This is a genomic window from Vibrio sp. 10N.286.52.F8, assembly GCF_041468745.1.
GTDB lineage: Bacteria > Pseudomonadota > Gammaproteobacteria > Enterobacterales > Vibrionaceae > Vibrio > Vibrio crassostreae_C.
In genome coordinates this window covers 39,260-63,975 of sequence record NZ_JBFRJF010000050.1, presented here as the reverse complement: position 1 = coordinate 63,975, position 24,716 = coordinate 39,260, and the positions used below count along the sequence as shown (strand labels likewise).

26 protein-coding genes are annotated in these 24,716 nt (G+C 45.0%); 21 read left to right on the top strand and 5 right to left on the bottom strand.

From position 1 onward, the window contains the following. Positions 1-46: 46 nt before the first annotated feature. A complete protein-coding gene (locus AB4133_RS20935; RefSeq protein ID WP_017063029.1) occupies positions 47-1,297 on the top strand; it encodes a valine--pyruvate transaminase in 1,251 nt (416 codons plus the stop codon). Between the two features lie 106 nt (positions 1,298-1,403). Here AB4133_RS20935 and AB4133_RS20930 read toward each other — a convergent pair whose 3' ends face one another. Beyond that, complete coding sequence (locus tag AB4133_RS20930) at positions 1,404-1,838, bottom strand: Hsp20 family protein (protein WP_009848140.1); 435 nt, start codon at positions 1,836-1,838, stop codon at positions 1,404-1,406. A gap of 142 nt (positions 1,839-1,980) precedes the next feature. Between AB4133_RS20930 and AB4133_RS20925 the strand changes: the two genes are divergently transcribed. Next, complete coding sequence (locus tag AB4133_RS20925) at positions 1,981-2,103, top strand: hypothetical protein (protein WP_267869012.1); 123 nt, start codon at positions 1,981-1,983, stop codon at positions 2,101-2,103. A 239-nt stretch (positions 2,104-2,342) separates the two neighbouring features. Here the strand turns inward: AB4133_RS20925 and gyrB are convergent, their stop codons facing one another. The 4 genes from gyrB to dnaA form a co-directional block, all read right to left on the bottom strand. Beyond that, positions 2,343-4,760, bottom strand: coding sequence for a DNA topoisomerase (ATP-hydrolyzing) subunit B (gyrB, locus tag AB4133_RS20920; protein ID WP_017058811.1), 2,418 nt, complete (start codon positions 4,758-4,760; stop codon positions 2,343-2,345). A gap of 17 nt (positions 4,761-4,777) precedes the next feature. Next, the gene (recF, locus tag AB4133_RS20915; protein ID WP_372225628.1) at positions 4,778-5,857 is read right to left on the bottom strand and encodes a DNA replication/repair protein RecF; all 1,080 of its coding nucleotides are present in this window, start codon (positions 5,855-5,857) and stop codon (positions 4,778-4,780) included. Positions 5,858-5,910: 53 nt separating this feature from the next. Continuing rightward, complete coding sequence (gene dnaN / locus AB4133_RS20910) at positions 5,911-7,011, bottom strand: DNA polymerase III subunit beta (RefSeq protein ID WP_017058809.1); 1,101 nt, start codon at positions 7,009-7,011, stop codon at positions 5,911-5,913. 81 nt (positions 7,012-7,092) lie between these two features. Beyond that, positions 7,093-8,514 (bottom strand): chromosomal replication initiator protein DnaA, encoded by a 1,422-nt coding sequence (gene dnaA / locus AB4133_RS20905; protein WP_017058808.1) that lies wholly within the window; start codon positions 8,512-8,514, stop codon positions 7,093-7,095. 311 nt (positions 8,515-8,825) lie between these two features. Here dnaA and AB4133_RS20900 point away from each other — a divergent pair, with 311 nt between their 5' ends. The 19 genes from AB4133_RS20900 (at position 8,826) to atpA (ending at position 24,683) form a co-directional block, all read left to right on the top strand. Then, complete coding sequence (locus AB4133_RS20900) at positions 8,826-9,575, top strand: amino acid ABC transporter substrate-binding protein (RefSeq protein ID WP_009848135.1); 750 nt, start codon at positions 8,826-8,828, stop codon at positions 9,573-9,575. 135 nt (positions 9,576-9,710) lie between these two features. Further along, complete coding sequence (locus AB4133_RS20895) at positions 9,711-10,382, top strand: amino acid ABC transporter permease (RefSeq protein ID WP_009848134.1); 672 nt, start codon at positions 9,711-9,713, stop codon at positions 10,380-10,382. Continuing rightward, positions 10,379-11,116, top strand: a complete 738-nt coding sequence (locus AB4133_RS20890; protein ID WP_017063027.1) for an amino acid ABC transporter ATP-binding protein — start codon at positions 10,379-10,381, stop codon at positions 11,114-11,116. The genes AB4133_RS20895 and AB4133_RS20890 overlap by 4 nt, the downstream gene beginning before the upstream one ends. Positions 11,117-11,322: 206 nt before the next feature. Further along, positions 11,323-11,457: a 50S ribosomal protein L34 gene (rpmH, locus tag AB4133_RS20885; RefSeq protein WP_004735800.1), complete on the top strand. Its 135-nt coding sequence runs from the start codon at positions 11,323-11,325 to the stop codon at positions 11,455-11,457. Positions 11,458-11,502: 45 nt separating this feature from the next. Beyond that, on the top strand, positions 11,503-11,826 hold the full coding sequence (rnpA, locus tag AB4133_RS20880) for a ribonuclease P protein component (RefSeq protein WP_017055478.1): 324 nt from the start codon (positions 11,503-11,505) through the stop codon (positions 11,824-11,826). Beyond that, positions 11,793-12,050: a membrane protein insertion efficiency factor YidD gene (yidD, locus tag AB4133_RS20875; protein WP_004735802.1), complete on the top strand. Its 258-nt coding sequence runs from the start codon at positions 11,793-11,795 to the stop codon at positions 12,048-12,050. The genes rnpA and yidD overlap by 34 nt, the downstream gene beginning before the upstream one ends. A 2-nt stretch (positions 12,051-12,052) precedes the next feature. Continuing rightward, positions 12,053-13,675, top strand: a complete 1,623-nt coding sequence (yidC, locus tag AB4133_RS20870; RefSeq protein WP_017058806.1) for a membrane protein insertase YidC — start codon at positions 12,053-12,055, stop codon at positions 13,673-13,675. Positions 13,676-13,805: 130 nt separating this feature from the next. Further along, the gene (mnmE, locus tag AB4133_RS20865; RefSeq protein ID WP_029235098.1) at positions 13,806-15,167 is read left to right on the top strand and encodes a tRNA uridine-5-carboxymethylaminomethyl(34) synthesis GTPase MnmE; all 1,362 of its coding nucleotides are present in this window, start codon (positions 13,806-13,808) and stop codon (positions 15,165-15,167) included. Positions 15,168-15,217: 50 nt separating this feature from the next. Beyond that, entirely contained in the window at positions 15,218-15,652 is a 435-nt protein-coding gene (gene mioC, locus AB4133_RS20860; protein WP_017058804.1) for an FMN-binding protein MioC, read from the top strand. 482 nt (positions 15,653-16,134) lie between these two features. Beyond that, a complete protein-coding gene (mnmG, locus tag AB4133_RS20855) occupies positions 16,135-18,030 on the top strand; it encodes a tRNA uridine-5-carboxymethylaminomethyl(34) synthesis enzyme MnmG (RefSeq protein ID WP_017058802.1) in 1,896 nt (631 codons plus the stop codon). Then, positions 18,030-18,662 (top strand): 16S rRNA (guanine(527)-N(7))-methyltransferase RsmG, encoded by a 633-nt coding sequence (rsmG, locus tag AB4133_RS20850; RefSeq protein ID WP_017058801.1) that lies wholly within the window; start codon positions 18,030-18,032, stop codon positions 18,660-18,662. The genes mnmG and rsmG overlap by 1 nt, the downstream gene beginning before the upstream one ends. 14 nt (positions 18,663-18,676) lie before the next feature. Then, positions 18,677-19,450 (top strand): ParA family protein, encoded by a 774-nt coding sequence (locus AB4133_RS20845; RefSeq protein ID WP_136978676.1) that lies wholly within the window; start codon positions 18,677-18,679, stop codon positions 19,448-19,450. A gap of 23 nt (positions 19,451-19,473) precedes the next feature. Further along, positions 19,474-20,355 carry a ParB/RepB/Spo0J family partition protein gene (locus AB4133_RS20840; RefSeq protein ID WP_017058799.1) on the top strand — a complete coding sequence of 294 codons (882 nt, stop codon included), beginning with the start codon at positions 19,474-19,476 and terminating at the stop codon, positions 20,353-20,355. A 192-nt stretch (positions 20,356-20,547) separates the two neighbouring features. Next, on the top strand, positions 20,548-20,937 hold the full coding sequence (locus tag AB4133_RS20835; RefSeq protein ID WP_017058798.1) for a F0F1 ATP synthase subunit I: 390 nt from the start codon (positions 20,548-20,550) through the stop codon (positions 20,935-20,937). 8 nt (positions 20,938-20,945) lie between these two features. Beyond that, positions 20,946-21,743: a F0F1 ATP synthase subunit A gene (gene atpB, locus AB4133_RS20830; RefSeq protein ID WP_017058797.1), complete on the top strand. Its 798-nt coding sequence runs from the start codon at positions 20,946-20,948 to the stop codon at positions 21,741-21,743. A gap of 48 nt (positions 21,744-21,791) precedes the next feature. Next, positions 21,792-22,049: a F0F1 ATP synthase subunit C gene (atpE, locus tag AB4133_RS20825; protein WP_004411110.1), complete on the top strand. Its 258-nt coding sequence runs from the start codon at positions 21,792-21,794 to the stop codon at positions 22,047-22,049. A gap of 59 nt (positions 22,050-22,108) precedes the next feature. Next, entirely contained in the window at positions 22,109-22,579 is a 471-nt protein-coding gene (gene atpF / locus AB4133_RS20820; RefSeq protein WP_032545592.1) for a F0F1 ATP synthase subunit B, read from the top strand. A 15-nt stretch (positions 22,580-22,594) separates the two neighbouring features. After that, positions 22,595-23,128 (top strand): F0F1 ATP synthase subunit delta, encoded by a 534-nt coding sequence (atpH, locus tag AB4133_RS20815; RefSeq protein WP_017058795.1) that lies wholly within the window; start codon positions 22,595-22,597, stop codon positions 23,126-23,128. 13 nt (positions 23,129-23,141) lie between these two features. Further along, entirely contained in the window at positions 23,142-24,683 is a 1,542-nt protein-coding gene (gene atpA, locus AB4133_RS20810) for a F0F1 ATP synthase subunit alpha (protein WP_102321083.1), read from the top strand. The last annotated feature ends 33 nt before the right edge of the window (positions 24,684-24,716 follow it).

Below are 24,716 nucleotides of genomic sequence, written 5' to 3'. Positions count from 1 at the left end.
TAATGACACGTAACAAGCAATCACAATGAATTAGGTAAAATTAGTAATGCAGTTCTCTAAGTTTGGCGAAAAGTTTAATCGATACTCTGGAATCACTCGTTTAATGGATGATTTGAATGATGGCCTGCGCACTCCTGGCGCTATCATGCTCGGTGGTGGCAACCCAGCCGCTATCCCTGCCATGCTCGATTACTTTAACCAAGCCAGTGCCGACATGCTCGCCAGTGGAGAACTCATCGCCGCCCTCGCCAACTACGATGGTCCGCAGGGTAAAGACAGCTTCATCAAATCGTTAGCGGCAATGCTGAAAGAGACCTACGGTTGGGACATCAGCGAGAAGAACATCAGCCTGACTAATGGCAGTCAAAGTGGCTTCTTCTACCTATTCAACCTGCTAGCAGGCCAACAGCCTGACGGCTCACATAAGAAAATCCTACTGCCGATCGCACCGGAATACATCGGCTACGGCGACGCGGGTATTGATGACGATATTTTTATCTCTTACCACCCAGAGATCGAACTGCTAGAAAACCGCCAGTTCAAATACCATGTTGATTTTGAAAAGCTTAAGGTTGATGACTCGGTTGCCGCTATCTGTGCATCTCGTCCAACTAACCCAACAGGTAACGTACTGACCGACGAAGAAGTACGTAAATTGGATACACTGGCGCGTGAAAACAACATCCCACTGCTGATCGACAATGCTTACGGCCTGCCGTTTCCAAACATCATCTTTGAAGATGTCGAACCGTTCTGGAATGAAAATACGATTCTGTGCATGAGCCTTTCTAAGCTTGGTTTGCCGGGTGTGCGTTGCGGTATCGTGATTGCGAGTGAAGAAGTAACACAAGCATTGACCAACATGAATGGCATCATCAGCTTAGCGCCAAACAGCGTCGGCCCTGCAATTGCCAATCACATGATTGAAAAAGGCGATTTACTGCGCTTAAGCAGCGAGGTGATCAAACCTTTCTATAAAGATAAATCTCTACGTGCAGTTGAGCTCTTACAAGATGCTATTGACGACCCACGCTTTAGAATTCACAAACCTGAAGGCGCCATCTTCTTGTGGCTATGGTTTGATGAGCTGCCCATCACTACCATGGAACTGTATAAGCGCTTGAAAGAGCGCGGCGTATTGATTGTTCCGGGTGAATACTTCTTTATCGGCCAAGAAGACGAGTGGGATCATGCTCACCAGTGCTTACGCATGAACTACGTACAAGATGATGAGGCGATGCAGAAAGGCATTGCTATCATTGCTGAAGAAGTGAAAAAGGCTTACTCAGAGCAGTAATAAGAGCTTTTAGCTTACCGCAGGTCAAATACAAAAAGAGCACCTCATTAGGTGCTCTTTCACTTTTACTTCCCGATATTTTTTAGCTCTAAGGAGCTAACAGTAATTAGCCTTCTAGTAAACTATTACCATTGATAGCAATCTTACGTGGTTGCATCGCTTCTGGGATTTCGCGTTCGAGGTCGATGTGAAGAAGACCATTTTCCATGCTTGCACCTACCACTTTTACGTAGTCAGCCAGTTGGAATTTACGCTCGAAATCGCGCTCTGCGATACCTTGGTATACGAAGGTTTTCTCTGCTTCTGCTTTACGCTCACCTTTCACAATTAGCATGTTCTCTTTCTGAGTCAGATCTAATTGGTCATCAGCAAAACCAGCGACTGCCATAGTAATACGGTAGTTGTTCTCGTCTTTTTGCTCGATGTTGTATGGAGGGTAACCGCCAGAAGAGTTCTTCGATGTATTCGCTTCCATCATGTTGAATAGACGATCGAAGCCGATTGCGTTGCGGTAAAGTGGAGTGAAATCTACAGTTCTCATAATGCTATCCTTTTAGTAAGCAATAGTCTTAGCTGCGAATTTTACTTGGATCTAACCTGTGTGTGACCCAGTAAACAGCTAAGAGATTCAATTCGCATTCCTCGGGTTTCACCTCTATTGGCGACAACGCTGGGACATGGCAATGAATCAATTTTTAAGTTGTGTGCTGCCAAAGTTATCCTCTATTGAGCGATACTTCGTTAGCGGTAATGAAGGTTCTGTTTCTTCTCTTGTAGAGCAAGACAGTCATCCTCTTCACAAATAGATATATGGATTGAGCAAAATAGTTTCAAGGGGTTATTTTCAATTATTTTTGCAACTCAATATTTTTCAATATCTTACAAACATAAAAAAGCACCATCCAAAGGATAGTGCTTTAAAATGATTTTAGTTTTTTGAGACGAAGCTATTTGGCTTTAGTTCAAGGAAGAGGCGCGGAGCATACGAATGTATGTGAGCACCTCTGACACAGAAATTAAGCCAAAGAGCGAAGTATCAAAGAGACTAAACGTCTAGGTTTGCTACTTTCAGTGCATTCTCTTCGATGAAGTTACGACGAGGTTCAACTTGGTCACCCATTAGCGTCGTAAACAACAAATCAGCACCAACAGCGTCTTCAATTGTTACTTGCATCATACGGCGAGTTTCAGGATCCATTGTGGTTTCCCAAAGTTGATCAGGGTTCATCTCACCTAGACCTTTGTATCGCTGTAGGCTTAGACCACGACGAGACTCTTTCACTAACCAGTTCAGAGCATCAACGAAGCTAGAAACTTCTTGAGTACGCTCACCACGCTTAATGTAAGCGCCTTCTTCAATCAAGCCATCAAGAGCTTCAGAAAGATCCGCTAGCTTACCAAACTCTTTAGAGTTAATAAGATCGATGCTTAGTAGGTGTTCATGAGTCACACCATGAGTACGAACCACAATCTTAGGAACGCTTAAGCCTAGCTCTTCGTGTTTTTCAACTTCAAGGCTGTATTGGCTTGCACCTACTTCTTTCGCGTTTAGCTGTTCAACAAGCTGCTTACCCCAAGCTTCAACTGCCGCGTCATCATGACACTGCTCGGCCGTTAGACGAGGAACGTAAATCAGTTCGTGAACCAATGCGCGTGGGTAACGGCGGCTCATACGATCAACAAGCTTGATGCCTGCATTGTATTGCTGAACAAGCTTCTCTAAACCTTCACCTGCAAATGCTGGCGCTTCAGGGTTTACGTGCAGTTCTGCGTTGTCTAAAGCCAAAGATACTTGATACTGGTTCATCGCATCTTCATCTTTAATGTACTGCTCTTGCTTACCTTTCTTCACTTTGTAAAGTGGCGGTTGAGCAATGTAGATGTAGCCACGTTCAATCAGCTCTGGCATTTGACGGTAGAAGAACGTCAGTAGCAGGGTACGGATGTGAGAACCATCGACATCGGCATCGGTCATGATGATGATGTTGTGGTAACGCAGTTTATCTGGGTTGTATTCGTCACGACCAATACCACAACCAAGAGCGGTGATTAGCGTTGCTACTTCTTGAGAAGACAGCATTTTATCGAAACGTGCTTTCTCTACGTTAAGGATTTTACCTTTCAGCGGTAGGATTGCTTGGTTCTTACGGTTACGCCCCTGCTTAGCTGAACCGCCAGCAGAGTCTCCTTCCACAATATATAGTTCAGACAGTGCAGGATCTTTTTCCTGACAGTCAGCAAGCTTACCAGGAAGACCCGCTAAATCTAATGCGCCTTTACGACGAGTCATTTCACGAGCTTTACGCGCTGCATCACGAGCACGTGCTGCATCAATAATTTTAGAACAAACTGTTTTCGCTTCACCTGGGTTCTCAATAAGGAACTCAGACAACTTCTCACCCATTGTAGATTCAACGGCAGACTTCACTTCTGAAGAAACCAGCTTATCTTTAGTTTGGCTTGAGAACTTAGGATCAGGCACTTTAACAGAAACAATCGCCGTCAGACCTTCACGAGCATCATCACCAGAGGTCGCAGTCTTCGCTTTCTTAGAGAAGCCTTCCTTGTCCATGAAGCTGTTCAGAGTACGCGTTAGCGCCGCACGGAAACCTGCTAAGTGAGCACCACCATCGCGTTGAGGGATGTTGTTGGTGAAACAGTAGATGTTTTCTTGGTAGCCGTCATTCCACTGCATCGCAACTTCAACGGTAATACCGTCTTCGCGCTCAGAGTTAAAGTGGAAGATTTTTTGGATGATTGGCGTTTTGTTAGTATTAAGGTGTTCAACAAACGCTTGGATACCGCCTTCGTATTCGAAGTGATCCATTTTGTCTTCTTCGCGCTCGTCAATTAGCTTAATTGATACACCTGAGTTCAAGAATGATAGCTCACGTAGACGCTTAGCTAAAATGTCGTAATGGAACTCGATGTTAGTGAAGGTTTCTTCACTCGGCCAGAAACGAATCTCTGTACCTGTTTTATCCGTGTCACCGATAACCGCTAGTGGCGCTTGAGGCTCACCGTGGCTGTAGGTTTGAGTGTGGATTTTGCCACCGCGGTGGATAGTAAGAGTAACTTGCTTAGAAAGTGCGTTAACTACTGAAACACCAACACCGTGCAGACCACCAGATACCTTGTACGAGTTATCATCGAACTTACCACCAGCGTGAAGAACCGTCATGATTACTTCGGCTGCAGATACGTTTTCTTCTGGGTGCAATTCTGTTGGAATACCACGGCCGTCATCGCTCACAGACACAGAACTATCTTCATGGATAGTTACAATGATGTCATTACAGTGACCAGCTAGCGCTTCATCAATAGAGTTATCTACCACCTCAAAAACCATGTGGTGCAGACCGGTACCATCATCCGTGTCGCCAATGTACATTCCAGGACGCTTACGTACCGCATCCAGACCCTTCAGTACTTTAATACTCGATGAATCGTAATTATCTGACATAGTTACTCTCTGACTAATTATCCTTGCTCTATTTTGCCATGTTCCACATGAAACATCCTGCTATTTTCGTCATGCATATCTGCAATCTGATCAGCGGTAATAGAGCTTACAAAAACTTGAGCCTGGGTCGCCTTTAAACACTCAGCAAGACGTGCTCGGCGTTGGCTATCTAATTCGGAAGCGAAGTCATCTATCAAATAGATGCACTGCTTACCTGTCATTTGAGTGAGGTGTTGCCCTTGTGCTACTCGTAGCGCGCACACCATCAACTTCAATTGACCTCGTGACAAGACATCTTCCACTGGAGTGCCGTTCACTTTTATCTTCAGATCCGCTTTGTTTGGCCCACTAAAGGTGTAACCAAGCTGCTGATCCCTTTCAAAATTATTTTCTAATATATCGGCGTACGGGGTGTCTTTGTCCCAGCCACGATAGTAGTTAATCTTTATCTCAAACTCAGGAAGGAAGGTCGCACAGATTTCTTCGGCGACTTCTTTGAGCTGATCAACGTAGGTGGCACGCCACTGACTGATGCTTTCTGCTAAACGGGCCAATTCTTGGTCCCAATAGCTCAGCTCTCGATAGTGCGTTGCCGTTTTCAATAAGGCGTTTCGCTGCTTATTGAGGCGCTTTACCCTGCCCCACGCATCATAAAAGCCCGACTCACTGTGGAAGACTCCCCAATCAATGAATGCTCGGCGATGCTTAGGTCCATCGGTTAGTAAATCAAACCCTTCAGGGTGAATCAACTGCAAAGGTAAGACTTGAGCTAACTGAGCCAACTTTTGCCCAGTTTGACCGCTTATTTTAACCTCTGTCGTGCCATCGCGCTGCTTATTAATGCCAATTGGCAGCTCAAATTGATCCGAGGTCATAAAACGGCCATGTACAAACAGCTCACTACACTCGTTTTGTATGATACGACCGGTAAGTGAACTCTTGAATGAGCGACCATGTCCGAGCAGATACACCGCTTCAAGGACACTGGTTTTGCCGCTTCCGTTAGCCCCTATAAGAAAGTTAAAGCCTGATGACGGTTGAATGTCACAGGCTTCAATATTTCTAAACTGCTTAACGATTAAGCGCGATAAAGGCATAACGTCTTCATATTAATCTTCAATCACGACTCGGTAGGTCAACATAGGGCAGCTTATAAGCGAATTGGCATAACAACGTACATCGCGCTGTCATCTTGCGCGTTCTCGATAAGAGCACTCGCATTGGCGTCTGACATTGAGATGCGAACCTGTTCACAACGCAGTGTGTTCAGAACATCCAATACGTAGCTTACGTTGAAGCCAATCTCTAGCGCGTCACCGTCGAAGTTAACATCGAGTACTTCTTCTGCTTCTTCTTGCTCTGGGTTGTTCGCGGTAATGCGCATCTCGCTATCCGCAAGGTTAACGCGAACACCACGGAATTTTTCATTCGATAGAATCGCAGCACGAGAAAATGCTGAACGTAATTCATCACAGCCAGCTTCAAGTGTCTTGGTGGTATTTTGCGGCATTACGCGGCGATAATCAGGGAAACGACCATCAACCAGCTTAGAAGTGAAGACATAGTTGTTCACTTCAGCTCGCACGTTAGAGTTACCAATTTGCAGTGTTACTGGCTGTTCAGGTGCATCCAATAGCTTCACTAACTCTTGAACACCTTTACGAGGAACAATGATCTGCTTCTGAGCAAAATCCGCACCCAGTTGTGCTTGAGATACTGCCATACGGTGACCATCGGTCGCTACGCTGCGCAGGATAGAGCCTTCAATCTCAAACAACATACCGTTGAGGTAGTAACGAACATCTTGGTTCGCCATTGAGAATTGTGTTTTCTCGATAAGACCGCGAAGTTCAGCTTGTGTCACTGACACTTCAACTTCACTGCTCCAGTCTTCAATATTTGGAAAATCTGCCGCAGGTAATGTTGCTAAAGAGAAGCGGCTACGACCAGAGCGAACCTGAATACGGTCACCATCCAATACCACCGTGATCACTGAGTTATCTGGCAATCCACGGCAGATATCTAGGAATTTACGTGAAGGTACGGTAATGCTACCCGCTTCGAAATCACCTTCAAGCGTTACACGGCTGATCAGTTCAACTTCTAGATCCGTCGCTGTCATCGACAACACGTTATCTTCTACTTTAATCAGTAGGTTTCCTAGAATTGGAAGCGTTGGCCTGCCACCGAGTGCGCCAGATACTTGTTGTAATGGCTTAATCAGGTGACTACGTTCAATGGTAAATTTCATATCTTGCTCTTACGGTCTAAATGGCACTGCGTAATAGTACGTGGCCAAGATTCTGCTTATTAAGGTTAAGAATACTGTGTATTAAGAAGAAAGGGTACGAATCAAGTTCGAATAATCTTCTTTAATGTCGTGGCTCTCTTCACGCAGCTGAGCAATCTTACGACAAGCATGCAGTACCGTCGTGTGGTCACGACCACCGAATGCATCGCCAATCTCAGGCAAGCTGTGGTTTGTTAGCTCTTTCGCCAGTGCCATCGCCAATTGACGTGGACGAGCAACAGAACGAGAACGACGCTTAGACAATAGATCAGCGACTTTGATTTTGTAGTACTCGGCTACTGTCTTTTGAATGTTATCAATAGTGACCAGTTTTTCTTGCAGTGCAAGTAGGTCACGCAGTGCTTCACGCACGAAGTCGATCGTGATCGGGCGGCCAGTGAAGTTTGCATTCGCAATAACACGGTTCAATGCGCCTTCCAGTTCACGAACGTTAGAGCGTAGACGCTTGGCAATAAAGAACGCCACTTCATCCGCAAGGTGAATTTGGTGGTCTTCGGCTTTCTTCATCAAGATCGCAACACGTGTCTCAAGCTCTGGTGGCTCAATCGCTACCGTCAAACCCCAGCCGAAACGAGATTTAAGACGATCTTCTACCCCGTTGATCTCTTTTGGATAACGGTCAGACGTTAGGATGATCTGTTGATTGCCTTCAAGCAGCGCGTTAAAGGTATGGAAGAACTCTTCTTGAGAACGCTCTTTATTAGCAAAGAATTGGATGTCATCGATAAGCAATGCATCAACACTACGGTAGTAGCGCTTAAATTCTTCGATCGCGTTGTTTTGCAGAGCCTTTACCATATCCTGAACAAAACGCTCTGAGTGCATGTAAACCACTTTCGCATTCGGCTTATTATCAACAATGGCGTTACCCACCGCATGCAACAAGTGCGTTTTACCTAAACCAGTGCCGCCGTATAGGAACAACGGGTTGTAGGCTGTACCTGGGTTATCAGAAACCTGACGTGCCGCAGCCAAACCGAGTTGGTTCGACTTACCTTCAACAAAGTTATTGAACTTATGTTTTGGGTTCACGTTTGAGCGGTGATTCAAGTCAACCGCGACAGGCTCTTCATCACGCCAGATATTATGGACAGGTTTGCGAGCTTGTAATTGCGCAGGTGCTGATGACTCAGCGGCCACATCAGCTGCAGTGCGAGTCTGAGTTGGTGTCGGTGTCGCAGGCTTTGGTGCAATCACACGCTTGCTTCCCACTTCAAAATGAAGATGTGGGATATCGTTACCGCAATATTCTTGCAGCAGACGGTTAATGCTATTTAGATACTTATCACGAACCCAATCGAGTACGAAACGGTTCGGTGCAAATAGAGTTAGAGTATTGTCATTGAGTTCCGCTTGTAACGGACGAACCCACATACTGAATTCTGTAGCTGGTAACTCTTCTTGAAGCTGTTGCAAACACTGCAACCAAAGCGAAGATGACACGGTGCCCTCACTCTATTTAAAGTAATATGAAATGACCGCTAATTTTACCTGTTGATAAGTCAGATCACCAGCAATTGATCACAGATCCAGTGAATAAGATCCAAGTTATTCACAATAAATTTGTAATTTATCGGTGGATCCACACATCTTGCCCCTAATTTACTCACACAATGATCCACTTATGCCCGGATCCTTGCTAGTTATCCCCAAATCGGGAATTCAATCTGGTTATGGTTAATAACATCTGGTTATTTATTCTAGTGAGCATTTTCCCAGTAACATCCAAACCCATAAATATAAGGAGTTACCAAATGAATAACTGGATTAAGGCTGCAATTGCGGCTATCGCACTCTCTGCTGCTACTGTTCAAGCTGCGACTGAAGTTAAAGTCGGCATGTCTGGTCGCTATTTCCCGTTTACGTTCGTTAAACAAGACCAGCTACAGGGTTTTGAAGTGGATTTATGGGATGAGATCGGTAAGCGTAACGATTACAAGGTTGAATACGTAACGGCAAACTTCTCTGGTCTGTTTGGTCTTCTTGAAACGGGTCGCATCGATACCATTTCAAACCAAATTACAATGACGGATGCACGTAAAGCGAAATACCTATTCGCAGACCCATACGTAGTAGACGGCGCACAAATTACCGTTCGTAAAGGTAATGACAGCATTAAAGGCATCGAAGACCTTGATGGCAAGACGGTTGCGGTAAACCTAGGCTCAAACTTTGAACAACTGCTTCGCAGCTACGACAAAGATGGCAAGATCAATGTAAAAACCTACGATACAGGTATTGAACATGACGTGGCACTGGGTCGTGCCGATGCATTCGTAATGGATCGCCTATCAGCACTAGAGCTTATCAAGAAGACTGGTCTACCATTACAACTAGCAGGTCAGCCATTCGAAACAATTGAAAACGCTTGGCCTTTCGTCGACAACGATAACGGCAAAAAACTGCAAGCAGAAGTAAATGAAGCATTAGCAGCAATGCGCGCAGATGGTACGCTAGAAAGTATCTCTCAGAAATGGTTTGGTGCGGACATTACTCAGAAGTAATTACTCACTTTCTCCATTCAAGGCCCACTGCTTTATACAGCGGTGGGCTTTTTGCTTTTGTGCACTGATTAAAAAACCTGATACAACAGTACTTACATATAGAACAACACTGCCAATAAAAATACGAGATAGATTATGGGATTTGACTTTAATTACATGCTAGAGCTGTTGCCAATACTACTGAAGTATTTAGGCACCACGATGGAGATGGCGACCTGGGGCTTGTTCTTTGCTCTGATCCTGTCTCTGATACTGGCGAATATTCGTGTATTCAAAATCCCAGTGCTCGACCAACTGAGCCAGCTGTACATTAGCTTCTTCCGAGGCACACCACTGTTGGTGCAGCTGTTCCTCCTTTATTACGGCTTACCACAAGTCTTCCCGTGGATGGTTGGGTTGGATGCCTTCAGCGCCGCTGTGATTGGCTTAACCCTGCACTTTGCCGCGTATATGGCAGAAAGTATTCGTGCCGCGATTATCGGTATTGATCGCAGCCAGATGGAAGCCAGCCTTTCGGTCGGTATGACAACCAGCCAAGCGATGCGCCGAGTGATCTTACCGCAAGCAACTCGCGTGGCACTGCCGTCGTTGATGAACTACTTCATCGATATGATCAAGTCGACTTCACTTGCCTTCACCCTAGGTGTCGCCGAAATCATGGCTAAAGCTCAGATGGAGGCTTCTTCAAGTTTCCGCTTCTTCGAGGCTTTCTTAGCAGTCGCACTGATTTACTGGGGCGTGGTGGTTATCCTCACTCGTATTCAAATTTGGGCCGAAGTGAAACTGAATAAGGCGTATGTACGATGATCAAATTACAAAGTATCCACAAGCAGTTTGGTGACACCGAAGTTTTGAAAGGGATCGACCTAGAAATCAAACAAGGTGAGATAATTGTCATCATAGGTTCAAGTGGTACGGGTAAATCTACCCTACTGCGTTGTGTGAATTTTCTAGAGCAGGCCGATCAAGGCACGATTTCGATTGATGATATCAAGGTTGATACTCAGAAACACACTAAGGCAGAGGTGCTTGCACTGCGTCGTAAGACCGGTTTTGTGTTCCAAAACTATGCACTGTTCGCTCACCAAACCGCGAGACAGAATATTGCTGAAGGTTTAATTACCGTTCGTGGTTGGAAAAAACAGCAAGCCCATGAAAAAGCACAACAAATACTTGATGATATTGGCTTAGGTGACAAAGGTGATAGCTACCCAGCCGCGCTCTCTGGTGGCCAGCAACAACGGGTGGGTATTGGCCGTGCAATGGCACTACAACCCGAGCTTTTACTGTTTGATGAGCCGACTTCAGCGCTCGATCCTGAGTGGGTTGGCGAAGTGCTTAACCTAATGAAGAAACTGGCAAATCAGCATCAAACCATGCTGGTGGTTACCCATGAAATGCAGTTCGCGAGAGAGGTCGCAGACCGAGTGATCTTCATGGCTGACGGTCATATTATCGAGCAGGGATCTCCACAGGATATTTTTGGTAATCCACAGGATCCTAAATTAAAAAAATTCTTAAATAAGGTTGGGATCGACTAAGGATCCTTGTGATTTTAGTTATTCTACGTATAATCCCCCGACCGGAATTTTAGTTAACCCAATCATTGACACTTTTTGTGACAGTGATTACAATTCCGCCTCTTTGTTGAGAGGCGTCGGTTTTCCTTTCTTATATAAAGAAGAGAAAAAATGCCCACGCCGGGTTTAACAAAAACCTAAAACTACTGATCAGTAAGGTAATTACAATGAAACGCACTTTTCAACCTACAGTTCTAAAGCGTAAGCGTACTCACGGTTTCCGTGCTCGCATGGCTACTAAGAACGGTCGCGCAACAATCAATGCACGTCGTGCAAAAGGCCGTAAGCGTCTTTCTAAGTAATCTTTGATTATTTTGAATAAGCTAGCCTTCGGTCGGGAGTTACGCTTGTTAACTCCCGAACATTATCAAAATGTCTTCAAGCAAGCTCATCGAGCTGGCTCCCCTCATTTCACCATCATTGCCCGAAATAACTCTCTTTCAAATCCTCGTCTTGGATTAGCCGTTCCGAAAAAGCAGATTAAAACCGCCGTGGGTCGTAACCGATTCAAGCGTCTTACTCGTGAAAGCTTTCGTAACACTCAACACAAACTTCCTAACAAAGATTTTGTTGTAATCGCTAAGAAGAGCGCGCAAGATTTAAGCAATGAAGAAATGTTCAAGCTACTCGACAAATTATGGCTTCGCCTGTCTCGCCCTTCGCGTGGATAGCGCTAATACCCATCTATTTTTATAGATGGTTTATTAGTCCACTCATCGGCCCACGCTGCCGATTTACTCCAACCTGCTCTTTATATGCGATAGAAGCGTTGAAAGCTCACGGTTTTGTAAAAGGGTGTTGGTTATCAGGCAAACGTCTATTAAAATGCCATCCTTTGAACGAAGGGGGCTTTGACCCCGTTCCACCAGTCCAAAAACAAGACAGAGATAAATAACGATGGATTCTCAACGTAATATCCTGTTAATCGCATTGGCTTTGGTTTCTTTCCTACTGTTCCAACAATGGAACGTAGCTCAGAATCCAGCACCACAAGCGGTTGAGCAGGCACAATCTGGCAGCACCCTACCAGCGCCATCTTATGCAGATGATCTAGACCCGGCTCCTGGTCAAGTTGCTTCTTCTGCTAAAACTATCACAGTAACAACTGATGTACTGACTCTGTCAATTGATACGGTTGGTGGTGATGTCGTTAAAGCAAACCTAAACGATTACTCTGCTGAGTTCGATTCTGAAGATACGTTTGTTCTTCTTAAAAACGAACCAGGTCACCAATTTATCGCACAAAGCGGTCTAGTGGGTCCTCAAGGTATCGATTTAAGCAGCACAAACCGCCCAAGCTACACAGTTTCAGCAGACAGCTTCACGCTTGCTGATGGTCAGGATGAACTACGCATCCCGATGACTTACCAAGCGAACGGCCTTGATTACACGAAAACATTCATCCTTAAGCGTGGCAGCTACGCAATGGATGTTGAATACGATGTAGTCAACAACTCTGGTAACAACGCGACATTCGGCATGTACGCTCACCTGCGTCAGAACGTAATGGATGACGGCGGTAGCCTAACAATGCCAACTTACCGTGGTGGTGCTTACTCTACGGAAGATACGCGTTACAAAAAATACAGCTTCGACGACATGCAAGATCGCAACCTGTCTCTTAACCTAGCAAACGGTCAAGGTTGGGCAGCGATGATTCAGCACTACTTTGCAAGTGCATGGATCCCACGCGACGAAGCAGGCAGCAACCTTTACACTCGTGTAATTGGTAACCTTGGCGACATCGGTGTTCGCATGCCGAACAAAACCATCGCTACTGGCGACGAAGCAAACTTCAAAGCAACGCTTTGGGTTGGTCCTAAACTTCAAGACCAAATGGCTGCTGTTGCACCTAACCTAGACCTAGTAGTTGACTACGGTTGGTTATGGTTCATTGCTAAACCACTTCATACTCTGCTTTCGTTCATTCAAGGCATCGTTGTGAACTGGGGTCTGGCAATCATCTGTCTAACTTTCATCGTTCGTGGTGCTATGTACCCACTAACGAAAGCTCAGTACACGTCTATGGCGAAAATGCGTATGCTTCAGCCTAAGCTGACTGCAATGCGTGAGCGTATCGGCGACGACCGTCAACGCATGAGCCAAGAAATGATGGAGCTTTACAAGAAAGAGAAAGTAAACCCACTAGGTGGCTGTTTACCTATCCTTCTGCAAATGCCTATCTTCATTTCGCTATACTGGGCACTAATGGAGTCTGTTGAACTGCGTCACTCACCGTTCTTCGGTTGGATTACTGACCTTTCAGCACAAGACCCATACTACATCTTGCCACTTCTGATGGGTGCTTCAATGTTCCTAATCCAGAAGATGAGCCCGACAACTGTAACGGATCCAATGCAGCAGAAGATCATGACCTTTATGCCGGTTATGTTCACATTCTTCTTCCTGTTCTTCCCTTCAGGTCTGGTTCTATACTGGCTAGTATCGAACATCGTAACTCTGATTCAGCAAACGCTTATCTACCGCGCGCTGGAAAAGAAAGGCTTACATTCTAAGTAAGTTCGATAATAGAAAGAGACAAAGAAAGGCGACCAAAAGGTCGCCTTTTTGTTTTTAGCTGATTACAATTCAGCTAATTGATTAATCGTGAGCGCCCCTTTTTGGCTTTCACATGCTAGCAGGCACAACTATGACTACAGATACGATTGTTGCTCAAGCGACTGCACCCGGCCGTGGCGGCGTCGGTATTATTCGCGTTTCAGGCCCACAAGCAGCCCAAGTTGCGCTTGAAGTTACCGGCAAAGTACTGAAACCACGTTACGCTGAGTACACCCCTTTTAAATCTCACGATGGTTTAGAGCTAGACCAAGGCATCGCGCTTTACTTTCCTAACCCGCACTCGTTTACCGGTGAAGACGTTTTAGAGCTGCAAGGCCACGGTGGTCCTGTGGTAATGGATATGCTCATCAAGCGCATCCTCGCTATTCCAGGGCTACGCGCAGCACGCCCAGGTGAGTTCTCGGAGCGTGCCTTCTTGAACGACAAGATGGATTTAACCCAAGCAGAAGCGATTGCTGACCTCATTGATGCCAGTTCAGAAGAAGCGGCGAAATCAGCTCTGCAATCGTTGCAAGGTGAGTTCTCGAAACGCATTAATACGCTGGTGGACTCTCTGATTCACTTACGCATCTATGTTGAAGCCGCTATCGACTTCCCAGAAGAAGAGATTGATTTCCTTGCTGACGGTAAAGTAAGTGCTGACTTACAAGCTATCATCGACAACCTCGAAGCGGTTCGCCAAGAAGCCAATCAAGGTGCCATCATGCGTGAAGGTATGAAGGTGGTGATTGCAGGTCGTCCTAATGCCGGTAAGTCGAGCTTACTGAATGCATTATCGGGTAAAGACTCCGCGATTGTGACTGATATTGCAGGTACAACCCGTGATGTACTTCGTGAACATATCCATATTGATGGTATGCCACTGCACATTATTGATACCGCAGGCCTGCGTGAAGCCTCGGATGAAGTCGAAAAAATCGGTATTGAACGCGCTTGGGAAGAAATTGCTCAAGCCGATCGCGTTTTATTTATGGTCGATGGCACCACTACCGATGCAACCGACCCGAAAGATATCTGGCCAGATTTCGTTGATCGTCTGCCGAATAACATCGGAATGACCGTGATTCGTAACAAAGCCGATCAAACCGGTGAAGATCTCGGGATTTGCCATGTTAATGATCCAACTCTGATTCGACTATCAGCAAAGACGGGACAAGGCGTTGATGCACTACGTAATCACTTAAAAGATTGCATGGGCTTTGCTGGTGGCAATGAAGGTGGCTTCATGGCACGTCGTCGCCACTTAGATGCCCTAGAACGCGCATCTGAGCATCTAGATATTGGCCAGCAACAGCTCGAAGGCTATATGGCAGGGGAAATCTTGGCAGAAGAACTGCGTATAACGCAGCAACACCTTAACGAGATTACTGGTGAATTCAGTTCCGATGACCTACTCGGCCGTATCTTCACCTCTTTCTGTATTGGTAAATAACCTTTAAAGGCCGGCTCATGCTGGCCTTTTTCTTTAGTAAGGACAGCTTAATGATCCACATTATTACAGGCAGCACCTTAGGTGGTGCAGAGTACGTTGGCGATCACCTTAATGATCTTCTTGAAGAGCAAGGCCACGAGATCACCCTTCATAATCAGCCTGAATTCGATGATATTCCCCAACAAGGCTTTTGGTTGCTGGTGACTTCAACTCATGGTGCGGGTGAATTTCCAGATAATATTAAGCCGTTTATCGACGCATTGACCCAGCAATCTCCAGATTTAAGCCCGGTTCGCTTTGCTGTCGTGGCGCTTGGTGATTCGAGTTACGATACCTTCTGTTTGGCGGGAAAATCAGTCCACAGCCAGATGAAAGAGCTCGGTGCTCAGCCTATTTCTGACTGTTTTACCATCGATGTATTGGAAACTCCGGTACCAGAAGACGCAGCAGAAGCTTGGTTCAACGATCATAGCGACCAGTTTTAACCTCTCTCCTCTCTCAAAAAGCGGCTTATGCCGCTTTTTTTGTCTCTGAACATCGTGATTGTGAATAACTTTTTTTCAAAAACATCGAAAATTAGCGATCTATTTTCAATTTCTGCTGTGGATAAGATCATACATATACGGTGATTAACCTATAGTTATCCAAATAACAAGTTTTAGGCTAATTTCCTCCTGTGAATAAGTAGCCATTTTGATCCCAGCTAATCCTCATCCTGATCAAAGTTAGATCACATCATTTGATCCAAAAAAGATCCATGATCTCGTTGATCATTTCCGACTTATCCACAGATACCCTCGATCCTAATAATAGGTCTAATAAAAGATCTCCTTAAAGATCTTATCTATATTAATTAAAAACAGCTTTTTCGAAAAATCCCAAAAACGTTTTCTCAGGCTATGAAAACAGGTAGAATATCGCTCCTTTTTATCAATCTAGAAAACGTTTGAATACCTGAGGTCGGTTCATGCTTTATCACGAAAAATTTGACGTCATCGTTGTTGGTGGTGGCCATGCAGGAACGGAAGCCGCACTCGCATCTGCACGTACTGGTCAAAGTACGTTATTACTTACTCATAATATCGATACACTAGGACAAATGTCTTGTAACCCAGCCATTGGCGGGATCGGTAAGGGCCACTTGGTAAAAGAGGTCGATGCAATGGGTGGATTAATGGCGCAAGCTATTGATCATGCAGGTATTCAGTTCAGAACATTGAACGCATCAAAAGGCCCTGCGGTTCGTGCTACTCGTGCACAAGCTGACCGCGCACTGTACAAAGCCTTTGTTCGTAACGTTCTTGAAAACACGCCAAACCTGACTTTGTTCCAACAGTCGGTTGATGACTTGATCGTTGAACAGGATCAAGTGGTAGGTGTGGTAACGCAGATGGGCCTTAAGTTCCGCGCAAGCGCTGTGGTTCTGACTGTGGGCACATTCCTAGGCGGCAAGATCCATATTGGTATGGAAAGTTCTTCAGGTGGCCGTGCTGGTGATCCACCATCGATCGCACTGGCTGACCGTCTTCGTGATCTTCCATTCCGAGTTGATCGCCTGAAAACAGGTACTCCTCCTCGTATCGATGCGCGTAGCGTTGATTTTTCTGAGCTTGAGGTTCAGCACGGTGATAACCCGACGCCTGTTTTCTCGTTCATGGGCAGCCGAGCTCAACAACCTCGTCAAATTCCATGTTACATCACGCATACCAATGAAAATACGCATGACGTAATTCGTGCCAACCTTGATCGCAGCCCTATGTACGCGGGTGTGATTGAAGGCATTGGCCCTCGTTACTGCCCTTCGATTGAAGACAAAGTAATGCGTTTTGCTGACAAGAACAGTCACCAAATTTTTATTGAGCCAGAAGGTCTAACGACTCACGAGCTATACCCGAATGGTATCTCTACCAGTCTGCCGTTTGATGTACAGGTTCAAATTGTTCGTTCGATGAAGGGCTTTGAAAATGCTCATATCGTTCGCCCTGGCTATGCGATTGAGTACGATTTCTTTGATCCTCGCGACCTTAAGCTGACTTACGAAACTAAGTTTATCAAAGGTCTATTCTTTGCGGGTCAAATCAACGGTACCACTGGCTATGAAGAAGCGGCTGCACAAGGCTTGATGGCCGGTCTGAATGCAAGTTTGTTTACTCAAGGCAAAGAAGGCTGGAGTCCACGTCGTGACCAAGCTTACATGGGCGTGCTTATCGACGACCTATCTACCATGGGTACCAAAGAACCTTACCGCATGTTTACGTCTCGCGCGGAATACCGTCTGCTGCTTCGTGAAGACAACGCCGATATCCGCTTGACTGAAAAGTCGCGTGAACTTGGCCTTGTTGATGACGCTCGTTGGGCTCGTTTCAACGAGAAGATGGAAAACATGGAGAAGGAGCGTCAACGTCTGAAAGAGACTTGGATTAATCCAAAATCTGAAGATATTGATCAACTGAACCAAATTCTGAAAACACCAATGTCTCGTGAAGCGAGCGGTGAAGATCTTCTTCGTCGCCCTGAAATGACTTATTCACAGTTAACCGCATTGGATCGTTTTGGTCCTGCACTGGAAGATCAACAAGCGTCTGAGCAAGTTGAGATCCAAGTGAAGTACGATGGTTACATTCAGCGTCAACAAGACGAAATTGAAAAATCACTGCGTCATGAAAACACCAAACTGCCTGCTGATATCGATTACAGCAAGGTAAAAGGACTTTCTAACGAAGTGGTTCTTAAACTAACGACAGCTAAGCCTGACTCAATTGGTATTGCTTCGCGAATTTCAGGTATCACACCTGCAGCAATCTCAATTCTGTTGGTTTACTTGAAAAAACACGGCCTGTTGAAAAAAGGTGAGGAAGCATAATGAGCGCATTACGCGAAAAACTGGATCACCTTATTGGCCAGACTGAACTTGAAGTATCTGAAAAACAACGTGGCCAGTTGGTTGGCTACGTTGAGTTACTGAACAAGTGGAACAAAGCTTATAACCTAACATCAGTTCGTGACCCACAAGAAATGATGGTGAAACATATCTTAGATAGCATCATTGTTAGCACTCACTTACAAGGTAAGCGCTTTATCGATGTGGGTACGGGACCTGGTCTTCCTGGGATTCCGCTCTCAATCATGAATCCAGACTGCGAGTTTTACTTGCTAGACAGCCTAGGTAAGCGTATTCGTTTTATCAAACAGGTGATTCATGAGCTGGGTATCGACAACGTGGTACCGGTTCAAAGTCGCGTTGAAGAATTTCAACCAGAAGAAAAGTTTGATGCAGTGCTCAGTCGTGCATTTGCGTCAATGACAGACATGGTAGAGTGGTGTCACCATTTACCTAAAGAGCAATCCGGTGTATTTTTGGCTCTTAAGGGACAACATCCTAGAGACGAAATCGACCTGTTACCTGAATGGTGTTCAGTGACAGACATTAAAGCTTTGCAAGTGCCAGAGCTTGATGGAGAGCGTCATCTAGTTACTTTATCGCGTCAGGGATAATCAGCGAGGCCATAGTGGGTAGAATCGTAGCAATTGCCAACCAGAAGGGCGGCGTAGGAAAAACAACAACTTGCATTAATTTGGCAGCATCAATGGCGGCAACAAAACGCAAGATATTGGTTGTTGACCTCGATCCTCAAGGTAATGCCACTATGGCGAGCGGTGTCGATAAGTATCAAGTTGAAGCAACTGCTTACGATTTGCTGGTTGAAGACACCCCATTTGATGAGGTAGTTTGCCGAAGTACATCTGGCAATTATGACCTCATCGCCGCAAACGGTGATGTGACTGCGGCAGAAATCAAGTTAATGGAAGTATTTGCTCGTGAAGTTCGTTTAAAAAACGCACTCGAATCCATTCGCGACAACTATGATTTCATCTTTATTGATTGCCCGCCTTCATTAAACCTTCTTACAATCAACGCGATGGCTGCGGCCGACTCCGTATTGGTTCCTATGCAATGTGAATACTTTGCTTTGGAAGGTTTGACTGCATTGATGGATACCATCAGTAAGCTAGCGGCTGTTGTAAACGAGAACCTGAAGATCGAAGGTCTTCTGCGTACTATGTACGATCCTCGCAACCGCTTATCGAACGAAGTATCTGATCAACTCAAAAAACACTTCGGTAGCAAAGTTTACCGAACTGTGATCCCTCGAAATGTACGTTTGGCAGAAGCGCCGAGTCATGGCAAGCCAGCAATGTACTACGACAAGTATTCCGCAGGTGCTAAGGCATATCTTGCTCTTGCAGGCGAAATGTTGCGTCGTGAAGAAGTCCCAGTATAGGTCTAACCAAAGGAATTCGCTCAATGTCTAAGCGTGGTTTAGGAAAAGGGTTAGATGCATTACTTGCAACTAGCTCATTGGCTCGTGAAAAACAGCAAGTTGCTTCTCATAGTCAGGCGTTGTCGGCTGATGGTGAGCTTATTGAACTGGCTGTTGGTTGCTTGAAGCCTGGTGTATATCAACCGCGTAAGGATATTGCGCCTGAAGCGCTAGAAGAGCTGGCAGCATCAATTCAATCTCAAGGCATTATCCAACCGATCGTAGTTCGCCCATTGGCGCACGACCAGTTCGAGATTATTGCTGGTGAACGTCGTTGGAGAGCGGCTCGTCAAGCTGGCCTTAAACAAGTGCCATGTTTGGTCAAGAGAGTCGAAGACAAAGCCGCTATCGCGATGGCGTTGATTGAGAATATTCAGCGTGAAGATCTGAATGTTATCGAAGAAGCACAAGCGCTAGAGCGACTACAGAACGAATTTGAGCTGACACACCAACAAGTCGCTGATGTAATCGGTAAATCGAGAGCTACGGTGAGTAACTTATTACGTCTAAATCAGCTCGAAAATGAAGTAAAAGGTTTAGTTTCCAATAAACAACTGGAAATGGGGCATGCTCGAGCACTGCTTGCGCTTGAAGGTGATACCCAGGTTGAAGCAGCAAACACTGCGGCAACCAAAAAAATGACCGTGCGTCAAACTGAGCAACTTGTCAAAAAGTGCTTAAAACCAGACGTTGAAGGTGAATCGAAACCTGAAGACACAGAAGCTATCGAACTTTCACGAAGACTCACGGAAAAATTGCAAGCAAACGTTTCAGTTACTCGTTCTGTTAGCGGTAAGTCAAAAGTGACAATTACTCTTGATGAGCCTCACAAATTAGAGCAACTTATTGCTAAACTAGAGTACTAAATGAGATAATTGATTTAGGTCAATTATGTAATAAACAAGTAATTTCGTACAAAAGTTGTAGGTTTGTATGCAAAAATGTAAATGATTGCTGCATTGTTATTGCAATCAATTTGGCTGAACGTATAATTTTCGCCAATTTCTCAGCACGCTTTTAAGCGAGTAGTAAAGAAGGCTTAAAAGAGGAACGAATACATGGTAGCGGCGTTAGCAAGACCAGGACGAGTGCTTGCAAAGCAAATGTTATTGATCGAGCTTAGCGCGGTTATATTAGTGGCGATAGGGTTAGGTTTAGCTGTTAATCCTGATTGGGGTTTTGCTGCATTAATCGGTGGCGGTATTTTTGTCATCGCAAATGCAGTTTTTTGTGTGTGTGCTTTCCTATTTAGTGGAGCTCGCGCAACTAAGTTAGTTGCGGCGTCGTTCTATGCAGGCGAAGCGCTAAAAATCCTTATCACAGTTCTACTATTCTCTATTGTCTACATGTATATGCAGGTGGAATTAGTTCCCCTCAAACTGACCTATTTACTGGTTCTAGGTATTAATATCTTTGCGCCAGTGCTTTTCATTAACAATAAAAAATAGGATGAGTTATGGCTGCGCCAACAGCATCCGGATACATTGAGCACCACTTACAAAACCTTTCTTTAGCTAAGTTTGGTCTTGTAGAGGAGACAAGTTTCTGGAACGTACATATAGACAGTCTGTTTTTTTCGGTGTTGACAGGGATGTTATTCCTTTGGGTTTTTCGCTCAGTCGCTAAGAAAGCAACAGTAGGTGTACCTGGTAAGCTTCAGTGTTTTGTTGAAATGGTAGTTGAATTCGTTGATGGCAACGTTAAAGACACTTTCCATGGCCGCAACCCTCTGATTGCTCCATTAGCACTGACTATATTCTGCTGGATTATTTTAATGAACTTGATGGACTTAGTGCCTATCGATTTCTTACCATATCCTGCGGAGCATTGGCTAGGTATCCCTTATTTGAAAGTGGTTCCTTCAGCTGATGTTAATATAACCATGTCAATGGCCTTAGGTGTTTTTGCTCTGATGATCTACTACAGCATCAAAGTAAAAGGCTTAGGTGGATTCGCCAAAGAACTTGCTTTACATCCATTTAATCACCCAATCATGATCCCGTTTAACCTACTGATTGAAGTGGTATCGCTACTCGCGAAGCCTCTATCACTTGGTATGCGTCTATTCGGTAACATGTTCGCAGGTGAGGTTGTATTCATTCTTTGTGCGGCAATGCTACCGTGGTATTTACAATGGGTAGGCTCTCTACCTTGGGCTATCTTCCATATCTTGGTTATTTTGATTCAAGCATTTGTTTTCATGATGTTAACAATTGTTTATTTATCAATGGCCCATGAAGATGGCGATCACTAAAAATTTTTAAGTTTTATTCTAACTATTAATGTTAATCGGAGAACGTAAATGGAAACTGTACTAAGTTTTTCAGCAATCGCTGTTGCTATTATTGTTGGTCTTTGTGCCGTAGGTACTGCAATTGGTTTTGCTATTCTTGGTGGTAAATTCCTAGAAGGCGCTGCGCGTCAACCTGAAATGGCTCCAATGCTACAAGTTAAGATGTTCATCATCGCTGGTCTACTGGATGCTGTTCCAATGATCGGTATCGTAATCGCACTACTATTCACGTTTGCTAACCCATTTGTTGGTCAACTAGCAGGCTAATTAACTGTTAATTAGTTAATTAAATTTTTGTAGTTGATTCTTAACGAGGGGTAGCTGTTGTGAATATGAACGCAACTCTGTTAGGTCAAGCAATTGCTTTTTCTATGTTTGTTTGGTTCTGCATGAAATATGTATGGCCACCAATCATGCAAGCAATTGAAGAGCGTCAGAAAAAAATTGCTGACGGTCTAGTAGCCGCTGAACGCGCTGCTAAAAACTTGGATCTAGCACAAGCCAACGCTTCTGACCAATTGAAAGAAGCGAAGCGCACCGCAACTGAGGTTATTGAACAGGCAAATAAACGCAAGGCTCAAATTATTGATGAAGCTCGCGAAGAGGCTCAGGCAGAACGCCAGAAAATCTTAGCGCAAGCGGAAGCCGAAATTGAAGCTGAGCGCACACGTGCCCGTGATGACCTGCGCAAACAAGTCGCAACTCTGGCAATTGCTGGTGCTGAGAAAATCCTTGAGCGTACAATCGATAAAGATGTACACGATGATCTTCTTAACAACATTACTGCAAAACTTTAAAGCAAGGGGCTGTATATGTCTGATTTGACTACAATCGCACGCCCCTATGCTAAAGCAGCGTTTGACTTTGCGGTAGAGAAAGGTGAGCTAGACCAATGGGGTCAGATGCTTACTTTTGCTGCCGAAGTGGCACAAAATGATGATGTTCACAATTTCTTAAGCAGCTCTCAAACTGCTGAAAAATTAGCTGAAGTATTCATTGTAATTTGTGGCGAACAATTTGATGAATTCGGCCAGAACTTGATAAAAGTAATGGCAGAGAATGGCCGCTTAATGGCTTTTCCTGATGTTTGCAAAGAGTTCTTATTGCTCAAACAAGAGCACGAGAAAGAGATCGACGTTGAAGTCACTTCAGCGGTTGAACTTTCTAAAGAACAACGCGCAGAGATCAGCAGCAAATTGGAACAGCGCTTAGCGCGCAAAGTTCAGCTGAATTGCAGTATAGATGAGACTCTACTTAGTGGAGTTATTATTCGAGCCGGAGACCTAGTCATCGATAACTCAGCGCGCAGTCGTTTAGACCGCCTGAGCGATGCATTGCAGTCTTAATGGGGATTGGAGCATGCAACTTAATTCCACTGAAATTAGCGATCTAATTAAACAACGTATTGAATCTTTCGACGTTGTTAGTGAAGCTCGCAATGAAGGTACTATCGTTTCGGTAAGCGATGGCATCCTTAGCATTCACGGCCTAGCGGACGTGATGCAAGGTGAAATGATTGAACTACCGGGTGGCCGTTACGCGCTAGCACTTAACTTGAACCGTGATTCGGTTGGTGCTGTTGTAATGGGTCCATATGCTGACCTACAGGAAGGCATGAAAGTTACAGGTACGGGTCGTATTCTCGAAGTACCAGTAGGTCCTGAAATGCTTGGTCGTGTGGTAAACACGCTAGGTGAGCCAATTGATGGTAAAGGTCCTATTGATGCGAAATTGACTTCGCCTGTAGAAATTATCGCACCAGGTGTAATCGACCGTAAATCGGTAGATCAACCTGTTCAAACTGGTTACAAGTCAGTTGACTCAATGATCCCTATCGGTCGTGGTCAGCGTGAACTTATTATCGGTGACCGTCAGACTGGTAAAACAGCGATGGCGATCGATGCGATTATTAACCAAAAAAATTCTGGTATTTTCTCTATCTACGTTGCAATCGGCCAAAAAGCGTCGACTATCGCTAACGTAGTTCGCAAACTAGAAGAGCACGGCGCACTAGCAAACACTGTTGTTGTTGTTGCATCGGCTTCTGAATCTGCAGCGCTGCAATACCTTGCACCGTATGCTGGTTGTGCGATGGGTGAATACTTCCGTGATCGCGGTGAAGATGCACTGATTGTTTATGATGATCTATCTAAGCAAGCTGTCGCTTACCGTCAGATCTCACTACTGCTTAAGCGTCCACCAGGTCGTGAAGCGTTCCCTGGTGATGTTTTCTACCTTCACTCTCGTCTACTAGAGCGTGCTGCTCGTGTAAGCGAACACTACGTAGAAGAATTCACTAAAGGCGAAGTGAAAGGCAAGACGGGTTCTTTAACTGCTCTTCCTATCATCGAAACGCAAGCTGGTGACGTATCTGCATTCGTACCGACGAACGTAATCTCGATTACCGATGGTCAGATCTTCCTACAAACTGAGCTATTCAACGCGGGCGTACGTCCAGCTGTTGACCCTGGTATCTCAGTTTCTCGTGTAGGTGGTTCGGCGCAGACTAAAATCATCAAGAAGCTATCTGGCGGTATCCGTACTGCTCTAGCTCAATACCGTGAACTTGCAGCATTTGCTCAGTTCTCTTCGGATCTTGATGAAGCGACTAAGAAGCAGCTAGACCACGGTCAAAAAGTTACAGAACTGATGAAGCAGAAGCAATACGCTCCTATGTCTGTATTTGACCAAGCTCTAGTAATCTTCGCTGCAGAGCGTGGATACCTTCAAGACGTTGAACTTTCTAAAGTTCTAGACTTTGAAGCTGCTTTACTGTCGTTTGCTCGTGGTCAATATGCCGATCTAGCAACACAGATCGACACAACGGGTGCTTTCAATAAAGAAATCGAAGCTGAGCTGAAGAAGCTTGTTGACGATTTCAAGGCAACCCAGACCTGGTAATTGGTAGGTGGTCTTAGGGCCACCTCATACCAT